The following is a 14,522-nucleotide window of genomic DNA, read 5'->3' as shown; positions in this document are numbered from 1 at the left end:
AGTACGCAGTATTGCGGAAAATACCTCGCTGGACCTTATATATCGAGCGGTCCACACTCGAACCATGACCACCACTCCGTCGCCGGCCTCGACGATCTTCGGCACGAACCTCGTCGCTGTGGCGACCCCCATGCACCCCGATGGATCGGTCGACAGGTCCGGCGTCGATGCCCTTCTCGCGCACCTGTCGGCGACACGATGCGACGGCGTCGTCATCGCCGGGACAACCGGTGAAGCACCGACCCTGGCAGTCCACGAGATCTCTCGGCTGATCGCCCGCGCCCGCAGGCATCGCGATCACGCTCTTCGCGTGATCGCGGGAATAGGCACCAACGACACCTCCGCGGGGATCGAGATGGCGCGGTCCGCGGCCGCAGCCGGCGCCGACGCACTGTTGATCACCGCTCCCTACTATTCGCGCCCCACTCAGGCCGGCATCGTGGAGCACATCGTCGCCATCGCCGAGGCAGGTGGGCTGCCCGTCATGGTGTACGACGTCCCGGCGCGCACAGGTGTGGCCGTCGAGGCACCGACGCTCGTCGAGCTCTCCCGCCACCCCCTCATCGGTGCGGTCAAGGACGCGAAGGGTGATCTGTACGAGGCCATGACCGTCATGTCCTCGACGGACCTCGCCTACTACTGCGGAATCGACGAACTCGCGCTCCCCTACCTCGCCTCCGGTGCAACAGGATTGGTCAGCGTCACCGGCAACGTGGTGGCCGACCGCTACGCCGAGCTGATCGCGGCAGTCCGAACCGGCAACCTCGACAGGGCGAACGCAATACAGCGATCGCTCCTGCCGTTGACCGACGCCGTCATGCGCACGACGCAGGGAGCCATCATGGCCAAGGCCGCGCTCGTCAGGATCGGCGTCATCTCCGACGCGACCGTGCGACGCCCACTCCTCGAGTCCTCGGCGGCCGACCTGAGACGACTCGACGCCGCGCTGAACGCCACCGGAATCGATCAGGAATCGAGAAGCGTGCACGTTCCGGTACGACTAGCCTGACTGCTCATGGCGACGAAGAAGGTCACGCAGGGCTCGGCACCGCATGCTGCCGACAGCCACGATTTGATTCGTGTACAGGGGGCTCGGCAGAACAATCTTCAGGACATCGATGTGGAGCTGCCCAAGCGGCGACTGACCGTGTTCACCGGCGTCTCCGGCTCGGGAAAGAGCTCGCTGGTCTTCAGTACCATTGCTGCCGAATCACAGCGCATGATCAACGAGACCTACAGTGCCTTCGTTCAAGGATTCATGCCCACGCTCGGCCGCCCGGATGTCGACGTCATGGACGGACTCACCACCGCCATCATCGTCGATCAGCAGCGCATGGGCGCCAATCCGAATTCCACCGTCGGCACCGCAACCGATGCCAACGCCATGCTGCGGATTCTGTTCAGCCGAATCGGAAAGCCGTACATCGGCTCCGCACAGGCCTTTTCGTTCAACGTCGCGTCGGTGTCCGGTGCAGGCGCGTACAAGGTGGACAAGGGCGGCAGGCAGACCACCGAGAAGAAGTCGTTCTCCGTGACCGGTGGCATGTGTCCGCGCTGTGAGGGCAGAGGCTCCGTCAGCGACTTCGATCTCACCGCTCTCTACGACGCGAGCAAGTCGCTCAACGAGAGCGCGATCACCATCCCCGGCTACAGCATGGAAGGCTGGTACGGCCGAATATTTCGCGGCTGTGGGTACTTCGACCCGGACAAGCCCATCTCGAAGTACACCAAGAAGGAACTCGACGACCTGCTCTATCGCGAGCCGACGAAGATCAAGGTCGAGGGCATCAATCTGACCTATTCGGGGCTCGTGCCTCAGATTCAGAAGTCGTTCCTGTCCAAGGACGTCGACGCCATGCAGCCCCACATCCGCGCGTTCGTCGAACGCGCGATCACCTTCACCACCTGCCCGGACTGCCTCGGAACCAGGCTCAACGAAGGTGCTCGGTCGTCGAAGATCAAGGGTGTCAACATCGCCGACGCATGTGCGATGCAGATCAGCGACCTGGCGAAGTGGGTGGGCGGCCTGAAGGAGCCGTCGGTGGCGCCGCTGCTGACCACACTCGGCGAGACCCTCGACTCGTTCGTGGAGATCGGGCTCGGCTACCTGAGCCTGGATCGTCCGTCGGGAACGTTGTCCGGTGGAGAGGCTCAGCGCACCAAGATGATTCGCCATCTCGGATCGTCGTTGACCGATGTGACGTACGTGTTCGACGAGCCGACCACCGGTCTGCACCCCCACGACATCGAGCGGATGAACAATCTGCTGCTTCAGTTGCGGGACAAGGGAAACACCGTTCTGGTGGTGGAGCACAAGCCCGAGACGATCTCCATCGCAGACCACGTCGTCGATCTGGGTCCCGGTGCAGGAAGTGCAGGCGGGCACGTCTGTTTCGAGGGCACCGTCGACGGATTGCGGCAGAGCGACACCGTTACCGGGCGGCACTTCGACGATCGGGCATCACTGAAGAAATCGGTGCGCGAGTTCTCCGAAGTGCTCGAAATTCGCGGCGCGGACTCCCACAATCTGCGCGACGTCGACGTCGACGTTCCACTCGGTGTTCTGGTTGTCGTCACCGGCGTCGCCGGCTCGGGCAAGAGTTCGCTCATTCACGGATCGCTCTCGGGGACAGACGATGTGGTGTCGGTCGATCAGGGAGCCATACGTGGATCGCGGCGAAGCAATCCCGCGACGTACACCGGGTTGCTCGAACCGATCCGGAAGGCGTTCGCCAAGGAGAATGCCGTCAAACCTGCGCTGTTCAGCTCCAATTCGGAGGGTGCGTGCCCGACGTGCAACGGCGCGGGCGTCATCTACAGCGACCTCGCGATGATGGCCGGGGTGGCCACGACGTGCGAGGAGTGCGAGGGCAAGCGATTCCAAGCATCGGTACTCGAGTACCACTACGGCGGCCGCAACATCGACGAGGTGTTGTCGATGTCGGTCGCCGAGGCCGAGGAGTTCTTCTCCGACGGTGCGGCCAAACTGCTGCCGGCGCACAAGATTCTGCAGCGATTGAACGACGTCGGGCTGGGCTACCTGAAGATCGGGCAACCGTTGACCACACTGTCGGGTGGAGAACGCCAACGCCTCAAGCTGGCGACGCACATGGCCGACAAAGGCGGGATCTACGTGCTCGACGAACCCACCACAGGACTGCATCTCGCCGATGTGGACAAGCTCCTCGGGCTGCTGGACCGGCTGGTCGACTCGGGCAAGTCGGTGATCGTCATCGAGCATCATCAAGCCGTCATGGCCCACGCCGACTGGATCATCGATCTCGGTCCCGGTGCCGGGCACGACGGCGGCCTGGTCGTGTTCGAAGGAACGCCGTCCGATCTGGTGGCGGACGGTTCGACCCTGACCGGACGACACCTGGCTGCGTACGTCGGGAGCTGACGTGCAACCGAACACGAGAACAAGGGAGATGCCGTGACCACCCTGCCTCACCGGACCGCAACCGCACTCGTGATCGTCGACGTGCAGAACGACGTGATGGTCGGGGTCCACGAGAGGCAGCGCGTCGTCGACAACATCGTGGCCCTGGTGTCGCGCGCACGGGAGACGAGCACGCCGGTGATCTGGGTGCAGCACTCCGCAGAGAAGGAGCTGCGCTTCGGGACGGACGGATGGAAGATTCTCGACGCTCTGCCCGTGGTTCCGGGCGATCCGATCGTCCACAAGAAACACGGAGACGCCTTCGAGGACACGACTCTGGCGGAGGAACTGGCCGCCGCCGAAGCCGGGCACGTCGTGGTCGCCGGCGCACAGACAGATTTCTGTGTGCGATCCACTCTGCACGGAGCACTGGTACGCGGGTACGATGTGACGCTGGTGAGCGACGCACACACGACGGAGAATCTGACCGAGTGGGGCGCGCCGCCACCTGCACAGGTCATCGCGCACACGAACATGTACTGGAACAACCAGACCGCGCCCGGCCGCACCGCCGTGGCCGTCGTCACCGAGAAGGTCACCTTCGGCCGACCGATACCCTGAACCCTCCATGGTGACCTTGCTGCTCGCGCTCGTCGGATTCGCGATACTCGATTCTCTGGACGTCTTGCTGATCGGCATCACCGCTGCCATCGCAGTGCACTCGAGAACCAACCGCAGGTCTCCTTTCCGAGCCGGGCTTGCGTTCGTCGGCGGAGTCTTCACGGCGACGACCACGTTCGGCATCCTCACCGTTCTCGGCATCGACTTCTTCACCGATCTGTTCGACATCACCATCACTCCCACGCTCCGGTATCGCACCGAGCTCGTGGTCGGGCTGGTCCTGATCACGCTCGGTGCACTGCGCACCACCGAGCGCCGCCCACCGGCATGGGCAGCCCGAGCCGGTTCGAGCATTCCCGTCGTCGCCCTGACCGGACTCACCATCGGTCTGGTGCAGGGCCCGACGGCAGTGCCGTATCTCGCCGGGCTGACGATGCTCTCGACCTACGATCCCCGTCCGACGTGGTGGCCGGTCATCGTCGTCGCCTACTGCCTGATCGGGCTGCTCCCGCCCATCCTCGTTCTGATTCTGGCGTCGAGGAAGAGTCGTCGTTCCCGGCGGGCGTTCACCGCGACCGTGCGGGCGCTGACGCGGTACGGCCCGCCGACGGTGCGCGTCATCTTCGTTGTGCTCGGTGTCGCACTCGTCGCCGACGCGCTCGTTCATGCCCGAGACCTCCTGTAGGTCGTCGCCGTAAGCTTCTGCGCATGGCACTCGATCACGGCGATCCCGGTGACGCCCCGTCCGTTCCCCCTCCCCTGGCCCCGGTCGTCGACGACCGTCGTCCCTCCGCGGCCGAGGAAGCGCGCACGATCGCTGCGTCCACCAACACCGCAACTCTCGCGAGCCTGACCGCGGACGGTGATCCCTGGGCTTCCTTCGTCACGTACGGATTGCTCGACGGCGCTCCGGTTCTGTGTGTCTCGCGGATGGCCGAGCACGGACGCAACCTCGCGGGCGATCAACGGATGAGCCTGTCGATCGTGGCACCGCAGTCGCAGACCGATCCACTGGCATCGGGCCGTATCACGCTGGCGGGCGTGGTCGAGCGGCCGGCGGCGGACGAGTTGGCCGCAGCACGCGCCGCGCATCTCGACGGCGTCCCGGCGGCGAAGTACTACCTGGACTACAGCGACTTCACGCTCTGGGTCATGCGCGTGCATCGGGTCCGGTGGGTCGGCGGATACGGCCGGATGGATTCTGCAACCGCCGAAGCGTATTCCCAGGCCACGCCCGATCCGGTGTCGCCGACCTCCGCGTACGCGATCGAGCACCTCAACGCCGACCACTCGGCGTCGCTGACCGCGATGGCCCGCGAACTGGGCGGCTTTCCCGACGCCACGTCGGCCGAGTGCACGGCCGCGGACCGCTACGGACTGGATCTGAAGGTGCTCACTCCGCGCGGAATCGCGTACACCAGGGTCGGTTATGCGACTCCGATCGACTCGGCTGCCGAACTGCGGGCCGCGACCGTGGAACTGGCGAAGCGCGCAGCAGCCGGCCGATAGGTGTGCACTGCCACCACAGACACGACGACCTTGTCGAGACGTCGCGATGGATGGCGACTACCGTTGACCACACACCGCAATCGTTAGGGAGCAGGCAATGAGCATCCAACCGCTCGAATCGAAGCGTCACCGCGTCGTCGTCATCGGTTCCGGGTTCGGAGGTCTGTTCGGCGTCAAGGCGCTCAAGAAAGCCGACGTCGACATCACCCTCGTCGCCAAGACGACACACCACCTTTTCCAGCCGCTCCTCTATCAGGTCGCGACGGGCATCCTGTCCGTCGGCGAGATCGCGCCCACCACCCGCGTCATCCTGCGCAAGCAGAAGAACGCCGAGGTGCTGCTCGGAGACGTGCTGAACATCGATCTCGAGGCCAAGACGGTGACGTCCAAGCTCCTCGAGCGCATCACCGTCACTCCGTTCGACAGCCTGATCGTCGCGGCAGGCGCACAGCAGTCCTACTTCGGCAACGATCACTTCGCCGAGTTCGCGCCCGGCATGAAGACCATCGACGATGCACTCGAACTGCGCGGACGCATCCTCGGCGCGTTCGAGCAGGCCGAACTCTCCGACGATCAAGAGGAGAAGGACCGCCTCATGACCTTCGTGGTCGTCGGCGCGGGACCCACCGGTGTCGAGCTCGCCGGGCAGATCGCCGAGCTCGCCGATCGCACGCTCGACGGAGCCTTCCGCAACATCGATCCGCGCGACGCTCGCGTCATCCTGCTCGACGCCGCGCCCGCCGTACTGCCGCCGATGGGCGAGAAGCTCGGCCGCAAGGCCGCCGAACGGCTCGAGAAGCTCGGCGTGGAAATCCAACTCAACGCGATGGTCACCGACGTCGACAACGACGGATTGACCGTCAAGGAGAAGGACGGCACGACCCGGCGCATCGAGGCGCAGTGCAAGGTCTGGTCCGCAGGCGTGCAGGGCAGCCCCCTCGGCAAGCAGCTCGCAGATCAGTCCGGATCGGAAACCGATCGCGCCGGACGCGTGCTGGTCGAACCGGACCTCACCGTCAAGGGCCACCCGAACGTGTTCGTTGTCGGCGACCTGATGTCGGTCAAGGACGTTCCGGGCATGGCGCAGGGCGCCATTCAGGGAGCGACCTACGCTGCCAAGCTGATCAAGGCGTCGGTCAAGGGCCAGGACGATCCCGCCCAGCGAGCCCCGTTCAAGTACTTCGACAAGGGTTCGATGGCAACGGTGTCGCGATTCAACGCGGTCGCCAAGGTCGGCAAACTCGAATTCGGCGGATTCATCGCCTGGCTCATGTGGCTCGCTCTGCACCTGTACTACCTCGTGGGCTACCGCAGCCGCATCACGACCGTCATCTCGTGGTTCGTGACGTTCCTCGGCAAGGGCCGTGCACAGATGGCGTCGACCGAGCAGCAGGTGTTCGCGCGCCTCGCCATCGAGCAACTCAACTCCCTCGAACGCTCGGGTGCCGTAGACGCGGCCGCCGCGGATTCGGAGCAGGAACGCGAGAAGGCCGCGGGCTGATCGGCCCCGCGCCGGGGCTTCACCACCGAAACCGACTCCGACACAACGCATCGGCCGACGGGACTCCGTCGGCCGACGCGTTCGTTGTTCGATCTACCGGTGTCACACCCCTGATCAGCTGGGCTGAAGGCGCCGCCCCACCGAGGTACTCAGCGAGCCGCCACCGGCCAGCGCCAGCCGGACGGTCCCGTCGGCGAGATCGACCTCGGACGCCCGGGTATCGGGATAGCTCAGCGTGCTGGACATCGACAGCGGTGCCGACAACGCGTCGTGCGCAACCGATCCCGCGCCCAGTTCCACTCGATGGCGAAGCAACGGACTGCCCCCGACATCACATCGCATAGCACTGCTCCAGTGCCCCGACGCTTCCTCGAAGCGGCCGATCTGCGTACGCTCGCGCAGCCACAGGGTCGAATCCTGCTCCAGCGCAACGGTGTTGACCACCGAATGCGAGGCGTCGGAGACGACGACCATCGGTTCGGGATCGAAGACCAGCGACGCACCTGCACCGACCTCGAAGTGCCACTGCGCGGAGGAGTGACGATGCAGCCCACCGGGCATCGCCAACGAGGCTGCGACGCTACGCACCTCCAGGCGCGCGCCGGCCGCCACCGAGATTCTGACCACGATGGTGTCACCGCCGAGAGGAGTTGCCGCCGTTCCGATCAGGTGAACCGTGTCCGGTCCCGTCTGGCGGCCGGCGAGTCCGCCCACCGAGGTGATGCGTGGGCTGCGGCTGCGGCTCGCGTCGATGCAGAGCTCGGTGTGCATCGACGCTCAGTGCGTGTGGGCATGCGCGTCGGCGTCGGCGATCACCTTCAGCTGCTCCCGCACCCACTCGAGCACCATGGTCGCCGCCGGATCGTCGGTGAGGGAGATCAGTGCAGTCGGTCGTCCCTCGCGCACCTGTGCCGCGTCCCGCTCCATGACACCGAGGTCGGCACCGACGTACGGGGCGAGGTCCGTCTTGTTGACGACCAACAGGTCGGAGAACGTCACACCGGGACCGCCTTTGCGCGGCACCTTGTCTCCCCCGGCCACGTCGACGACGAAGATCTGTACGTCGATCAGACCGGACGAGAACGTCGCCGTCAGATTGTCGCCACCGGATTCCACCAGAATCAGATCGAGGGGCGGGTTGTTCTCGATCAGATCGTCGATGGCGTCGAGATTGGCCGTGATGTCGTCTCGAATCGCGGTGTGCGGGCAGCCACCGGTCTGCACCGCCGTGATGCGCTCGTCGGGCAACACCGCGTGCCGACGCAGGAAGTCCGCATCCTCGGTGGTGTAGATGTCGTTGGTGAGTACCGCCAGTGAGAGTTCGTCGCGCAGCTCGCGGCACAGCGCAGCCACCAACGCCGTCTTTCCGGAACCGACGGGTCCACCGATCCCGACGCGCAGCGCATCGCCTGCCACCCGTGCGCGCTTGGGCCGATCCAAACCGTGGTCGTGGGGCTCACCGTCGATCAGGTGCGGGGGCATGTCGAACTCCTTGTCACTAGAGAAAAATGGAACCGTATTCAGGATACGAACAACGGCCGATCGCGGACGGCGTGGGCTTCGGCGAACATGTCCAGCAACGGATCCGACAACTCCATCAGCTCGGGCAGGCACCGGCACACCGCGGCGGTCACGTCGTCGCAGAACTCGCCCAACCGGATGGTGCACGCCGCGACCTCTGCCGGATCGAGCGCGAGCAGACGCTGCGCGGCGATCGCCGACCCGGTCATGGTGATGTACACCTGTACCGCGGCCGTGTCGGCAACCGACAGGCCCGCCGCGAGTCCGACGTGCCCAGCGGCAACGGCCAGGTGCGGCCTCCGCCCGATCGACGCCCAATCATGATGCGGCCAGGCAGATTTGGCCAACCGAAGCAATCCACGGCCCTGGGCACGAGAGGCAGACCTGGCAGCCGGGGACGGGGTTCGGGCGTCGGATTCGGCATCGGCCTCGTCCGTGCTCGACGACCCGTGCACCAGTGATGCGGCAATGGACGCCGTCGTTGCCCCGGAGGTTCGGATACGGCGTCGCAGAAACGCCTCGAGCGTCGTGATGTCTCGAACGAAGCCCGACGCGATGGCTTCTTCGACTCCCCCGGAGTGCACGTGGCCACCGGTGGGCAGGCGTGAATCGGCAAGCGAGAGAAGCGTCGTCACCTGTAGTCGGGCATCGGGCATCAGAAGAGGAAGTATCGCTGGGCCATCGGCAGTTCGGTTGCCGGCTGCTCCGTCCACACGTCACCGTCGATACGGACCGTGAAGGTATCGGGATCGACTCGGATGTCGGGCAGAGCGTCGTTGAGTGCCATGTCCGACTTCCTGACACCGCGCACGTTCTTGACCGGAACCAACCGACGATCGCAGTTCAGACGCCCGGCGAGGCCATCCTCGATCGCCTGCGGGGCAACGAAATGCAGCGACGTCGCGGCCGCTGCCTTCGGCGACGCCCCGAACATCGGACGTGGCAGTTCGGGTTGTGGGGTCGGGATGGACGCGTTGGCATCGCCCATGGCAGCCCAGGCGATCATGCCGCCCTTGACGACCATGTGGGGACGCACCCCGAAGAATGCCGGATCCCACAGCACCAGGTCGGCGAGTTTGCCCGGCTCGATCGAACCGATCTCGTCGTCGAGGCCGTGTGCGACGGCCGGGCAGATGGTGTACTTGGCGACGTAGCGCATCACTCGGTTGTTGTCGGCTCCGTTGTCACCTGCCAGGAAGCCGCGACGAGACTTCATCACGTGTGCCGTCTGCCAGGTGCGCAGAACCACCTCGCCTATCCGGCCCATCGCCTGAGCGTCGCTGCCGATCATCGAGATCGCACCCATGTCGTGCAGCAGATCCTCGGCCGCGATGGTCGACGGCCGAATTCGACTCTCGGCGAAGGCCAGATCCTCCGGAATCGATGGACTGAGGTGGTGGCACACCATGAGCATGTCGAGATGCTCGTCCAGGGTGTTGACGGTGTGCGGACGCGTCGGGTTGGTCGAGCTGGGGAGGACGTGCGGCTGTGCCGCCACGGTGATGATGTCGGGTGCGTGCCCGCCGCCAGCACCCTCGGTGTGATAAGCGTGGATTCCGCGTCCCTTGATCGCACCGAGGGTGGTCTCGACGAATCCGGCCTCGTTGAGGGTGTCCGAGTGCAGTGCCGCCTGAACGCCTGCGTCCTCGCACACTCGCAGGCACGCGTCGATCGCGGCCGGGGTGGATCCCCAGTCCTCGTGCAGTTTGAATCCCGATGCGCCGGCGCGCAATTGCTCCCACATCGAGTCGGGATTGACAGTGTTGCCCTTGCCGAGGAGCACGATGTTCATCGGCCAGTCGTCCAGCGACTCGAGCATCCGGGACAGGTGCCATGCGCCCGGGGTGACGGTGGTGGCCTTGCTCCCTTCGGCGGGGCCGGTACCGCCGGCGATCACGGTGGTGATGCCGCCGCCGAGAGCCTCCTCCTTGATCTGCGGGCAGATCAGGTGGACGTGACAGTCGATGCCGCCTGCCGTGACGATCTTCCCGTTGCCCGCGATGATCTCGGTGGACGGGCCGATGACGAGATCGGGATGCACCCCGGTCATGGTGTCGGGATTGCCTGCCTTGCCCAGTGCCACGATGCGTCCGTCGCGAATACCGAGATCGGCCTTGATGATTCCCCAGTAGTCGACCACGACGACCCCGGTGATCACGGTGTCGGGCGCACCGTCGGCGCGGGTTGCCCTGGACTGACCCATCGACTCTCGAATGACCTTGCCGCCGCCGAAGACGGCCTCCTCACCGGCGTTGCCGGGTCCGCCACTGCGGTCCTCGGTGACCTCGATCAGAAGATCGGTGTCTGCCAAGCGGATTCGATCACCCGTGGTGGGGCCGAACAACTGGGCGTATCGACTGCGACTCATGCGCGCCATCAGCTGTCCAACTTTCCGGGAGGTGTCATGCTCAATCCGTGTACCTCGCGCGTGCCACCGAGGGGCACGAGCCGAATCGTCTGTTCGATGCCGGGCTCGAAACGCACCGCCGTGCCCGCAGGGATGTCGAGGCGACAACCGTGCGCCCGTTCGCGGTCGAACTGCAGAGCTGCATTCGACTGCGGGAAATGCACGTGGCTGCCCACCTGCACCGGCCGATCTCCCGCGTTGACGACGGTCATGGAGATCACCTCGGCGCCTTCGTTGATCTCGATGTCGCCTGCGACGGTGATGATCTCGCCCGGAATCAGGTGACCGTCACCGCGCTTGGGCGAGATCGGCTCGTGCACCGTGATCAGCTTCGTACCGTCGGGGAAGGTCGCCTCGACCATGACCTCGGGAAGCAACTCGGGCACACCGTCGAGCACGTCGTCGGCATCGAGAACCTCGCGACCCGAGGACATCAGGTCTGCGACCGATCGGCCGTCGCGGGCCCCCTCGAGGAGGTGATCGGTGATGACCGCGATCGCCTCAGGGTGATTGAGTCTGAGGCCGCGTGCCTGGCGACGCCGAGCGAGTTCGGCCGCGTAGCTGACGAGCAGTCGGTCCTGCTCGTGCGGAGACAACCGCATTGGAGTTCTCCGTCCCGATCGGTGATGGTGCCCGGCAATTCTGACACGCTTGCGACCTACTGGCAGCGGAGCGCGCCGACGCACCTCATCCGAGAGGCACTGTCACCGATCGATCGAGCAGCCCCCGCAGCACGTCTCGGTCGATGCCGGCAGACACGTTCTGCAGCTCGGCGATGCCGAACGCGCCCGAATCCAGGCCCCGCACCAGAACACCTGCCAACGCCTGAGCCGTCGCCGGCTCGTCCATCACCTCACCACCCTGGCGATCGAGGTAGCTGCCCAGCCGAGCAGCAGCGACCGGCATGGCCTGACGGAAGAAGCCGAATGTCGCCGACCATCGCGTCACCAGGTGGCCGGGATGCATGTCCCAACCCTGATAGAAGCCGCGCTCGAGGGATCTGGTGACCAGCTCGAAGTGTCGACGAGCGGATGCCGCCACCTGCGTCGGATCGCCCGTCGGCACCACCTGGGTCGAACCGTCGCACACCCACACCCCGGTCTGTGCCGCTGCCACCAACATGACGTTCTTCGCATGGTCTGCCACCGGATGCGCGAGTGATTGCTGCGCAGAGGTGATTCCGCAGGCGGCGCTGTAGTCGTAGGTCCCGTAGTGCAGGGAGGTGCAGCGGCCGTCCGCCCTGGTGATCGCCCGCGCGAGAGTCGCCGTGCCGTCGGCCCCGATCACCGCCTGTGGGCTCTCGATCTGCAGCTCGAAGCGAAGGGCTCGATCGGGCAGGCCGTGCGCACGCTCGAGTTCCTCGCACAAGGCGACCACAGCGGCTACCTGCTCGACGGCACGGAGCTTGGGTACGGTGAACACGAAGCCGTCGGGCACTCCCCCGGCTCCGTCCAGGACCAGCTCGAGGGTGCGGATTCCACGCCGACGCTCATGTGCGGCAAGCCCTTTGGCGCGAATTCCGAGCCACGTCGGACCGGCCGGGTCGTCGGCAAGGGTGGCCAGGGCAGCCCCGACCGTGGTCGCGTGGCGGTCCTCGACGGCATCGGATCGCCATCCGTAACCGTCCTCGAAATCGAATCTGAGGTCCTGGATGGGCGCACGGCCGAGCCGGTCGCGCACGAGGGGCAGTGCGTTCTGGGTGTCGAGTCCGGCGAACGCCTCGGGGTGGGCGTCCAGGATTGCCAGGGCGGCGGCACCCCATTCGGCCGGCACAGCCGCCGACGCATCCGCGGCCGACACATAGACGGTGTGAGAGGGCTGGCCACCGACTCGGTCACCTGGATAGTGCTGCGCGAGTTCGTCGTCGATGGGACCGAAGAGTGATTCGAGGCGATCGAACGCGTCGGCAGTCAGTCCCGTTGCGCCCGACCGGAAGGAAGAGTCGGCGCTGTCGCTGTGTCCCGTCATGGGCATCACTGTCCCAGATGCGCGGTGTTTTCGATATTCGCCAGCCGGACCTTGCCCTGAGCAACCAGGCGTCCACTCTCGTCCGTCATGTCGACCTGCCAGAGCTGCTGGGTGCGGCCCCGATGAATCGGATGTCCGTGCGCGGTCAGGGTTCCCGACCGAGACGCGCGCAGGAAGTCGGTGTTGTTGTTGGTGCCGACCACGTGTCCCCGGGAGCCGAACCAGGCCGATCCACCGATACTCGCCACCGACTCGACCACCGAGCACAGCACGCCCCCGTGCATGATTCCCGCCGGTTGATGAAGCTGCGGGGTGACGGTCCATTCCGCGCGTACCTTGTCGCCGGAGACCTCGAGGTATCGGAGGCCGACGGCCCCGTCGAACCCTCCTGCACACAATTCGGTGAGCTGTTCCGGCGTCATCGTGTCGAAGGAGGTCTCCCCCGTGGTGCCGTTCGAGTCCGTCATTGCTGTGCCTTCCGGTTGCGTCGAGAGTGTGGCCGACTCGGCTGTCGACTCCCGTTCAGAGATACACGACGATCGACCCACAAAAATCGGTGGGCCTCTCGTTCTTCGAAGAACGAGAGACCCACCGTGGCAAGGACCGGGAGTCACTGCAGCCCTCAGGACTCCGGCGCGGTCCGTTGGTACGAAGTCAGCATAGGCAAACCTTAGTTGTGGCGCAAGGCCTTCACGATGCCCGCAGTCTCGCTCGCCCCGGAACCCCGACGCGTGATCGCACGGGAGCACCGGCGGCGACCATGGCGTCGAGCAGCATCTGACCCCGGCGCGCACCTGCCGATGCGCTCGCCCCCGCCAGAATCGGCACATACGTCGAGGCCCCGAGGATGGCGTCACCCACCAGAGCCCAGAAGACACGCGCATCCAGCGGTGCGCGGTCGGCGATCGCCCGGAACACCGCGCCGAGCGACGTCGTGCATCGATGCGCAGTCCAGACCAACAGAGCCTGTTCACACGGAAGTGTGACCGTGCCGGGCTCACCCGCAGCGGAATCCTCGGGCAGCACTCGCAGGATCGGCGATGCCACTCCAGCCCAATCGATCCCGCCGTCACTGTCCATGTGGATCCACAGATTGTCGATGCCCGGATCCCAGGCGCGTGCCTCCAGAACCAGCAACGCGGCCACTCGTCCGACGACGGCGTGAATGAGGGCCGTTGCGACCTGCACTGCCGCAGCCTCGGGAACATCGAGATCCTCGAGCGATCGTCGATACATCTGCTCGACGCGACCGTCGTCGAGACCCACCGCCAACTGCCACCAACGGCGTTTGCCCTCGTTCGCCATCGCTGCCACCGCGTACATCCGCGGGTAATCGGGGTTGAGTGCACGCAGGGTCGCGCACGAGTCGGCCAACAGCGCCGCCCCGCCGGATCGACTCGAGAATCGATGCACATCGGCCCAGCCCATGTATGACGCTGTTGCAACTGACACCTGATCGCTCCTTAGGTTCTCGGCGGGTGCACGCGTCGCACCCCTACCCACTGAATGTAGGTTAGCCTAACCAGATCGTAAAGCGGGTCAGGCACCGCTACCCTTACCTCACCTCACATGTCGAGGAAGGGTTCCGTAACCTAAACCGAGTCCCTTCGAAAACA

General features: G+C 65.5%; 14 protein-coding genes. 6 read left to right on the top strand and 8 right to left on the bottom strand.

Annotation, left to right across the window (positions count from 1 at the left end):
• Positions 1 to 64 precede the first annotated feature (64 nt).
• The 6 genes from dapA to CH295_RS21745 all read left to right on the top strand — a co-directional run bounded on the left by dapA (position 65) and on the right by CH295_RS21745 (position 7,010).
• A complete protein-coding gene (dapA, locus tag CH295_RS21770) occupies positions 65 to 1,009 on the top strand; it encodes a 4-hydroxy-tetrahydrodipicolinate synthase (protein WP_094741921.1) in 945 nt (314 codons plus the stop codon).
• Positions 1,010 to 1,015: 6 nt separating this feature from the next.
• Positions 1,016 to 3,400 carry an ATP-binding cassette domain-containing protein gene (locus CH295_RS21765; RefSeq protein ID WP_094741920.1) on the top strand — a complete coding sequence of 795 codons (2,385 nt, stop codon included), beginning with the start codon at positions 1,016 to 1,018 and terminating at the stop codon, positions 3,398 to 3,400.
• Positions 3,401 to 3,433: 33 nt separating this feature from the next.
• Complete coding sequence (locus CH295_RS21760; RefSeq protein ID WP_094741919.1) at positions 3,434 to 4,000, top strand: isochorismatase family protein; 567 nt, start codon at positions 3,434 to 3,436, stop codon at positions 3,998 to 4,000.
• Between the two features lie 7 nt (positions 4,001 to 4,007).
• Complete coding sequence (locus tag CH295_RS21755; protein ID WP_094741918.1) at positions 4,008 to 4,685, top strand: GAP family protein; 678 nt, start codon at positions 4,008 to 4,010, stop codon at positions 4,683 to 4,685.
• Positions 4,686 to 4,708: 23 nt separating this feature from the next.
• Positions 4,709 to 5,509, top strand: coding sequence for a HugZ family pyridoxamine 5'-phosphate oxidase (locus CH295_RS21750; protein ID WP_094741917.1), 801 nt, complete (start codon positions 4,709 to 4,711; stop codon positions 5,507 to 5,509).
• 97 nt (positions 5,510 to 5,606) lie between these two features.
• Positions 5,607 to 7,010, top strand: coding sequence for an NAD(P)/FAD-dependent oxidoreductase (locus tag CH295_RS21745; RefSeq protein ID WP_037189268.1), 1,404 nt, complete (start codon positions 5,607 to 5,609; stop codon positions 7,008 to 7,010).
• Positions 7,011 to 7,124: 114 nt separating this feature from the next.
• Here the strand turns inward: CH295_RS21745 and CH295_RS21740 are convergent, their stop codons facing one another.
• From CH295_RS21740 to CH295_RS21705, 8 genes are all read right to left on the bottom strand, one after another.
• Positions 7,125 to 7,781: an urease accessory protein UreD gene (locus CH295_RS21740; protein WP_094741916.1), complete on the bottom strand. Its 657-nt coding sequence runs from the start codon at positions 7,779 to 7,781 to the stop codon at positions 7,125 to 7,127.
• Between the two features lie 6 nt (positions 7,782 to 7,787).
• The gene (ureG, locus tag CH295_RS21735; RefSeq protein ID WP_094641747.1) at positions 7,788 to 8,492 is read right to left on the bottom strand and encodes an urease accessory protein UreG; all 705 of its coding nucleotides are present in this window, start codon (positions 8,490 to 8,492) and stop codon (positions 7,788 to 7,790) included.
• 38 nt (positions 8,493 to 8,530) lie between these two features.
• Positions 8,531 to 9,187: an urease accessory protein UreF gene (locus CH295_RS21730; RefSeq protein WP_037189265.1), complete on the bottom strand. Its 657-nt coding sequence runs from the start codon at positions 9,185 to 9,187 to the stop codon at positions 8,531 to 8,533.
• Positions 9,187 to 10,908 carry an urease subunit alpha gene (locus CH295_RS21725; RefSeq protein ID WP_094657184.1) on the bottom strand — a complete coding sequence of 574 codons (1,722 nt, stop codon included), beginning with the start codon at positions 10,906 to 10,908 and terminating at the stop codon, positions 9,187 to 9,189. The genes CH295_RS21730 and CH295_RS21725 overlap by 1 nt, the downstream gene beginning before the upstream one ends.
• A complete protein-coding gene (locus tag CH295_RS21720) occupies positions 10,908 to 11,540 on the bottom strand; it encodes an urease subunit gamma (RefSeq protein ID WP_094634434.1) in 633 nt (210 codons plus the stop codon). Before CH295_RS21720 ends, CH295_RS21725 begins: the two co-directional genes overlap by 1 nt.
• Before the next feature lie 85 nt (positions 11,541 to 11,625).
• On the bottom strand, positions 11,626 to 12,906 hold the full coding sequence (locus tag CH295_RS21715) for a DUF6986 family protein (protein WP_141217068.1): 1,281 nt from the start codon (positions 12,904 to 12,906) through the stop codon (positions 11,626 to 11,628).
• Between the two features lie 5 nt (positions 12,907 to 12,911).
• The gene (locus CH295_RS21710; RefSeq protein WP_037189975.1) at positions 12,912 to 13,328 is read right to left on the bottom strand and encodes a PaaI family thioesterase; all 417 of its coding nucleotides are present in this window, start codon (positions 13,326 to 13,328) and stop codon (positions 12,912 to 12,914) included.
• Between the two features lie 268 nt (positions 13,329 to 13,596).
• Positions 13,597 to 14,334 carry a hypothetical protein gene (locus CH295_RS21705; protein WP_371828430.1) on the bottom strand — a complete coding sequence of 246 codons (738 nt, stop codon included), beginning with the start codon at positions 14,332 to 14,334 and terminating at the stop codon, positions 13,597 to 13,599.
• Between the last annotated feature and the right edge of the window lie 188 nt (positions 14,335 to 14,522).

The sequence above is a fragment of the Rhodococcus sp. 14-2483-1-2 genome, assembly GCF_002259405.1.
Taxonomy (GTDB): Bacteria; Actinomycetota; Actinomycetes; order Mycobacteriales; family Mycobacteriaceae; genus Rhodococcoides.
The sequence above is the reverse complement of the archived record's forward strand: the minus strand, read 5'-3'. Positions and strand labels throughout refer to the sequence as shown.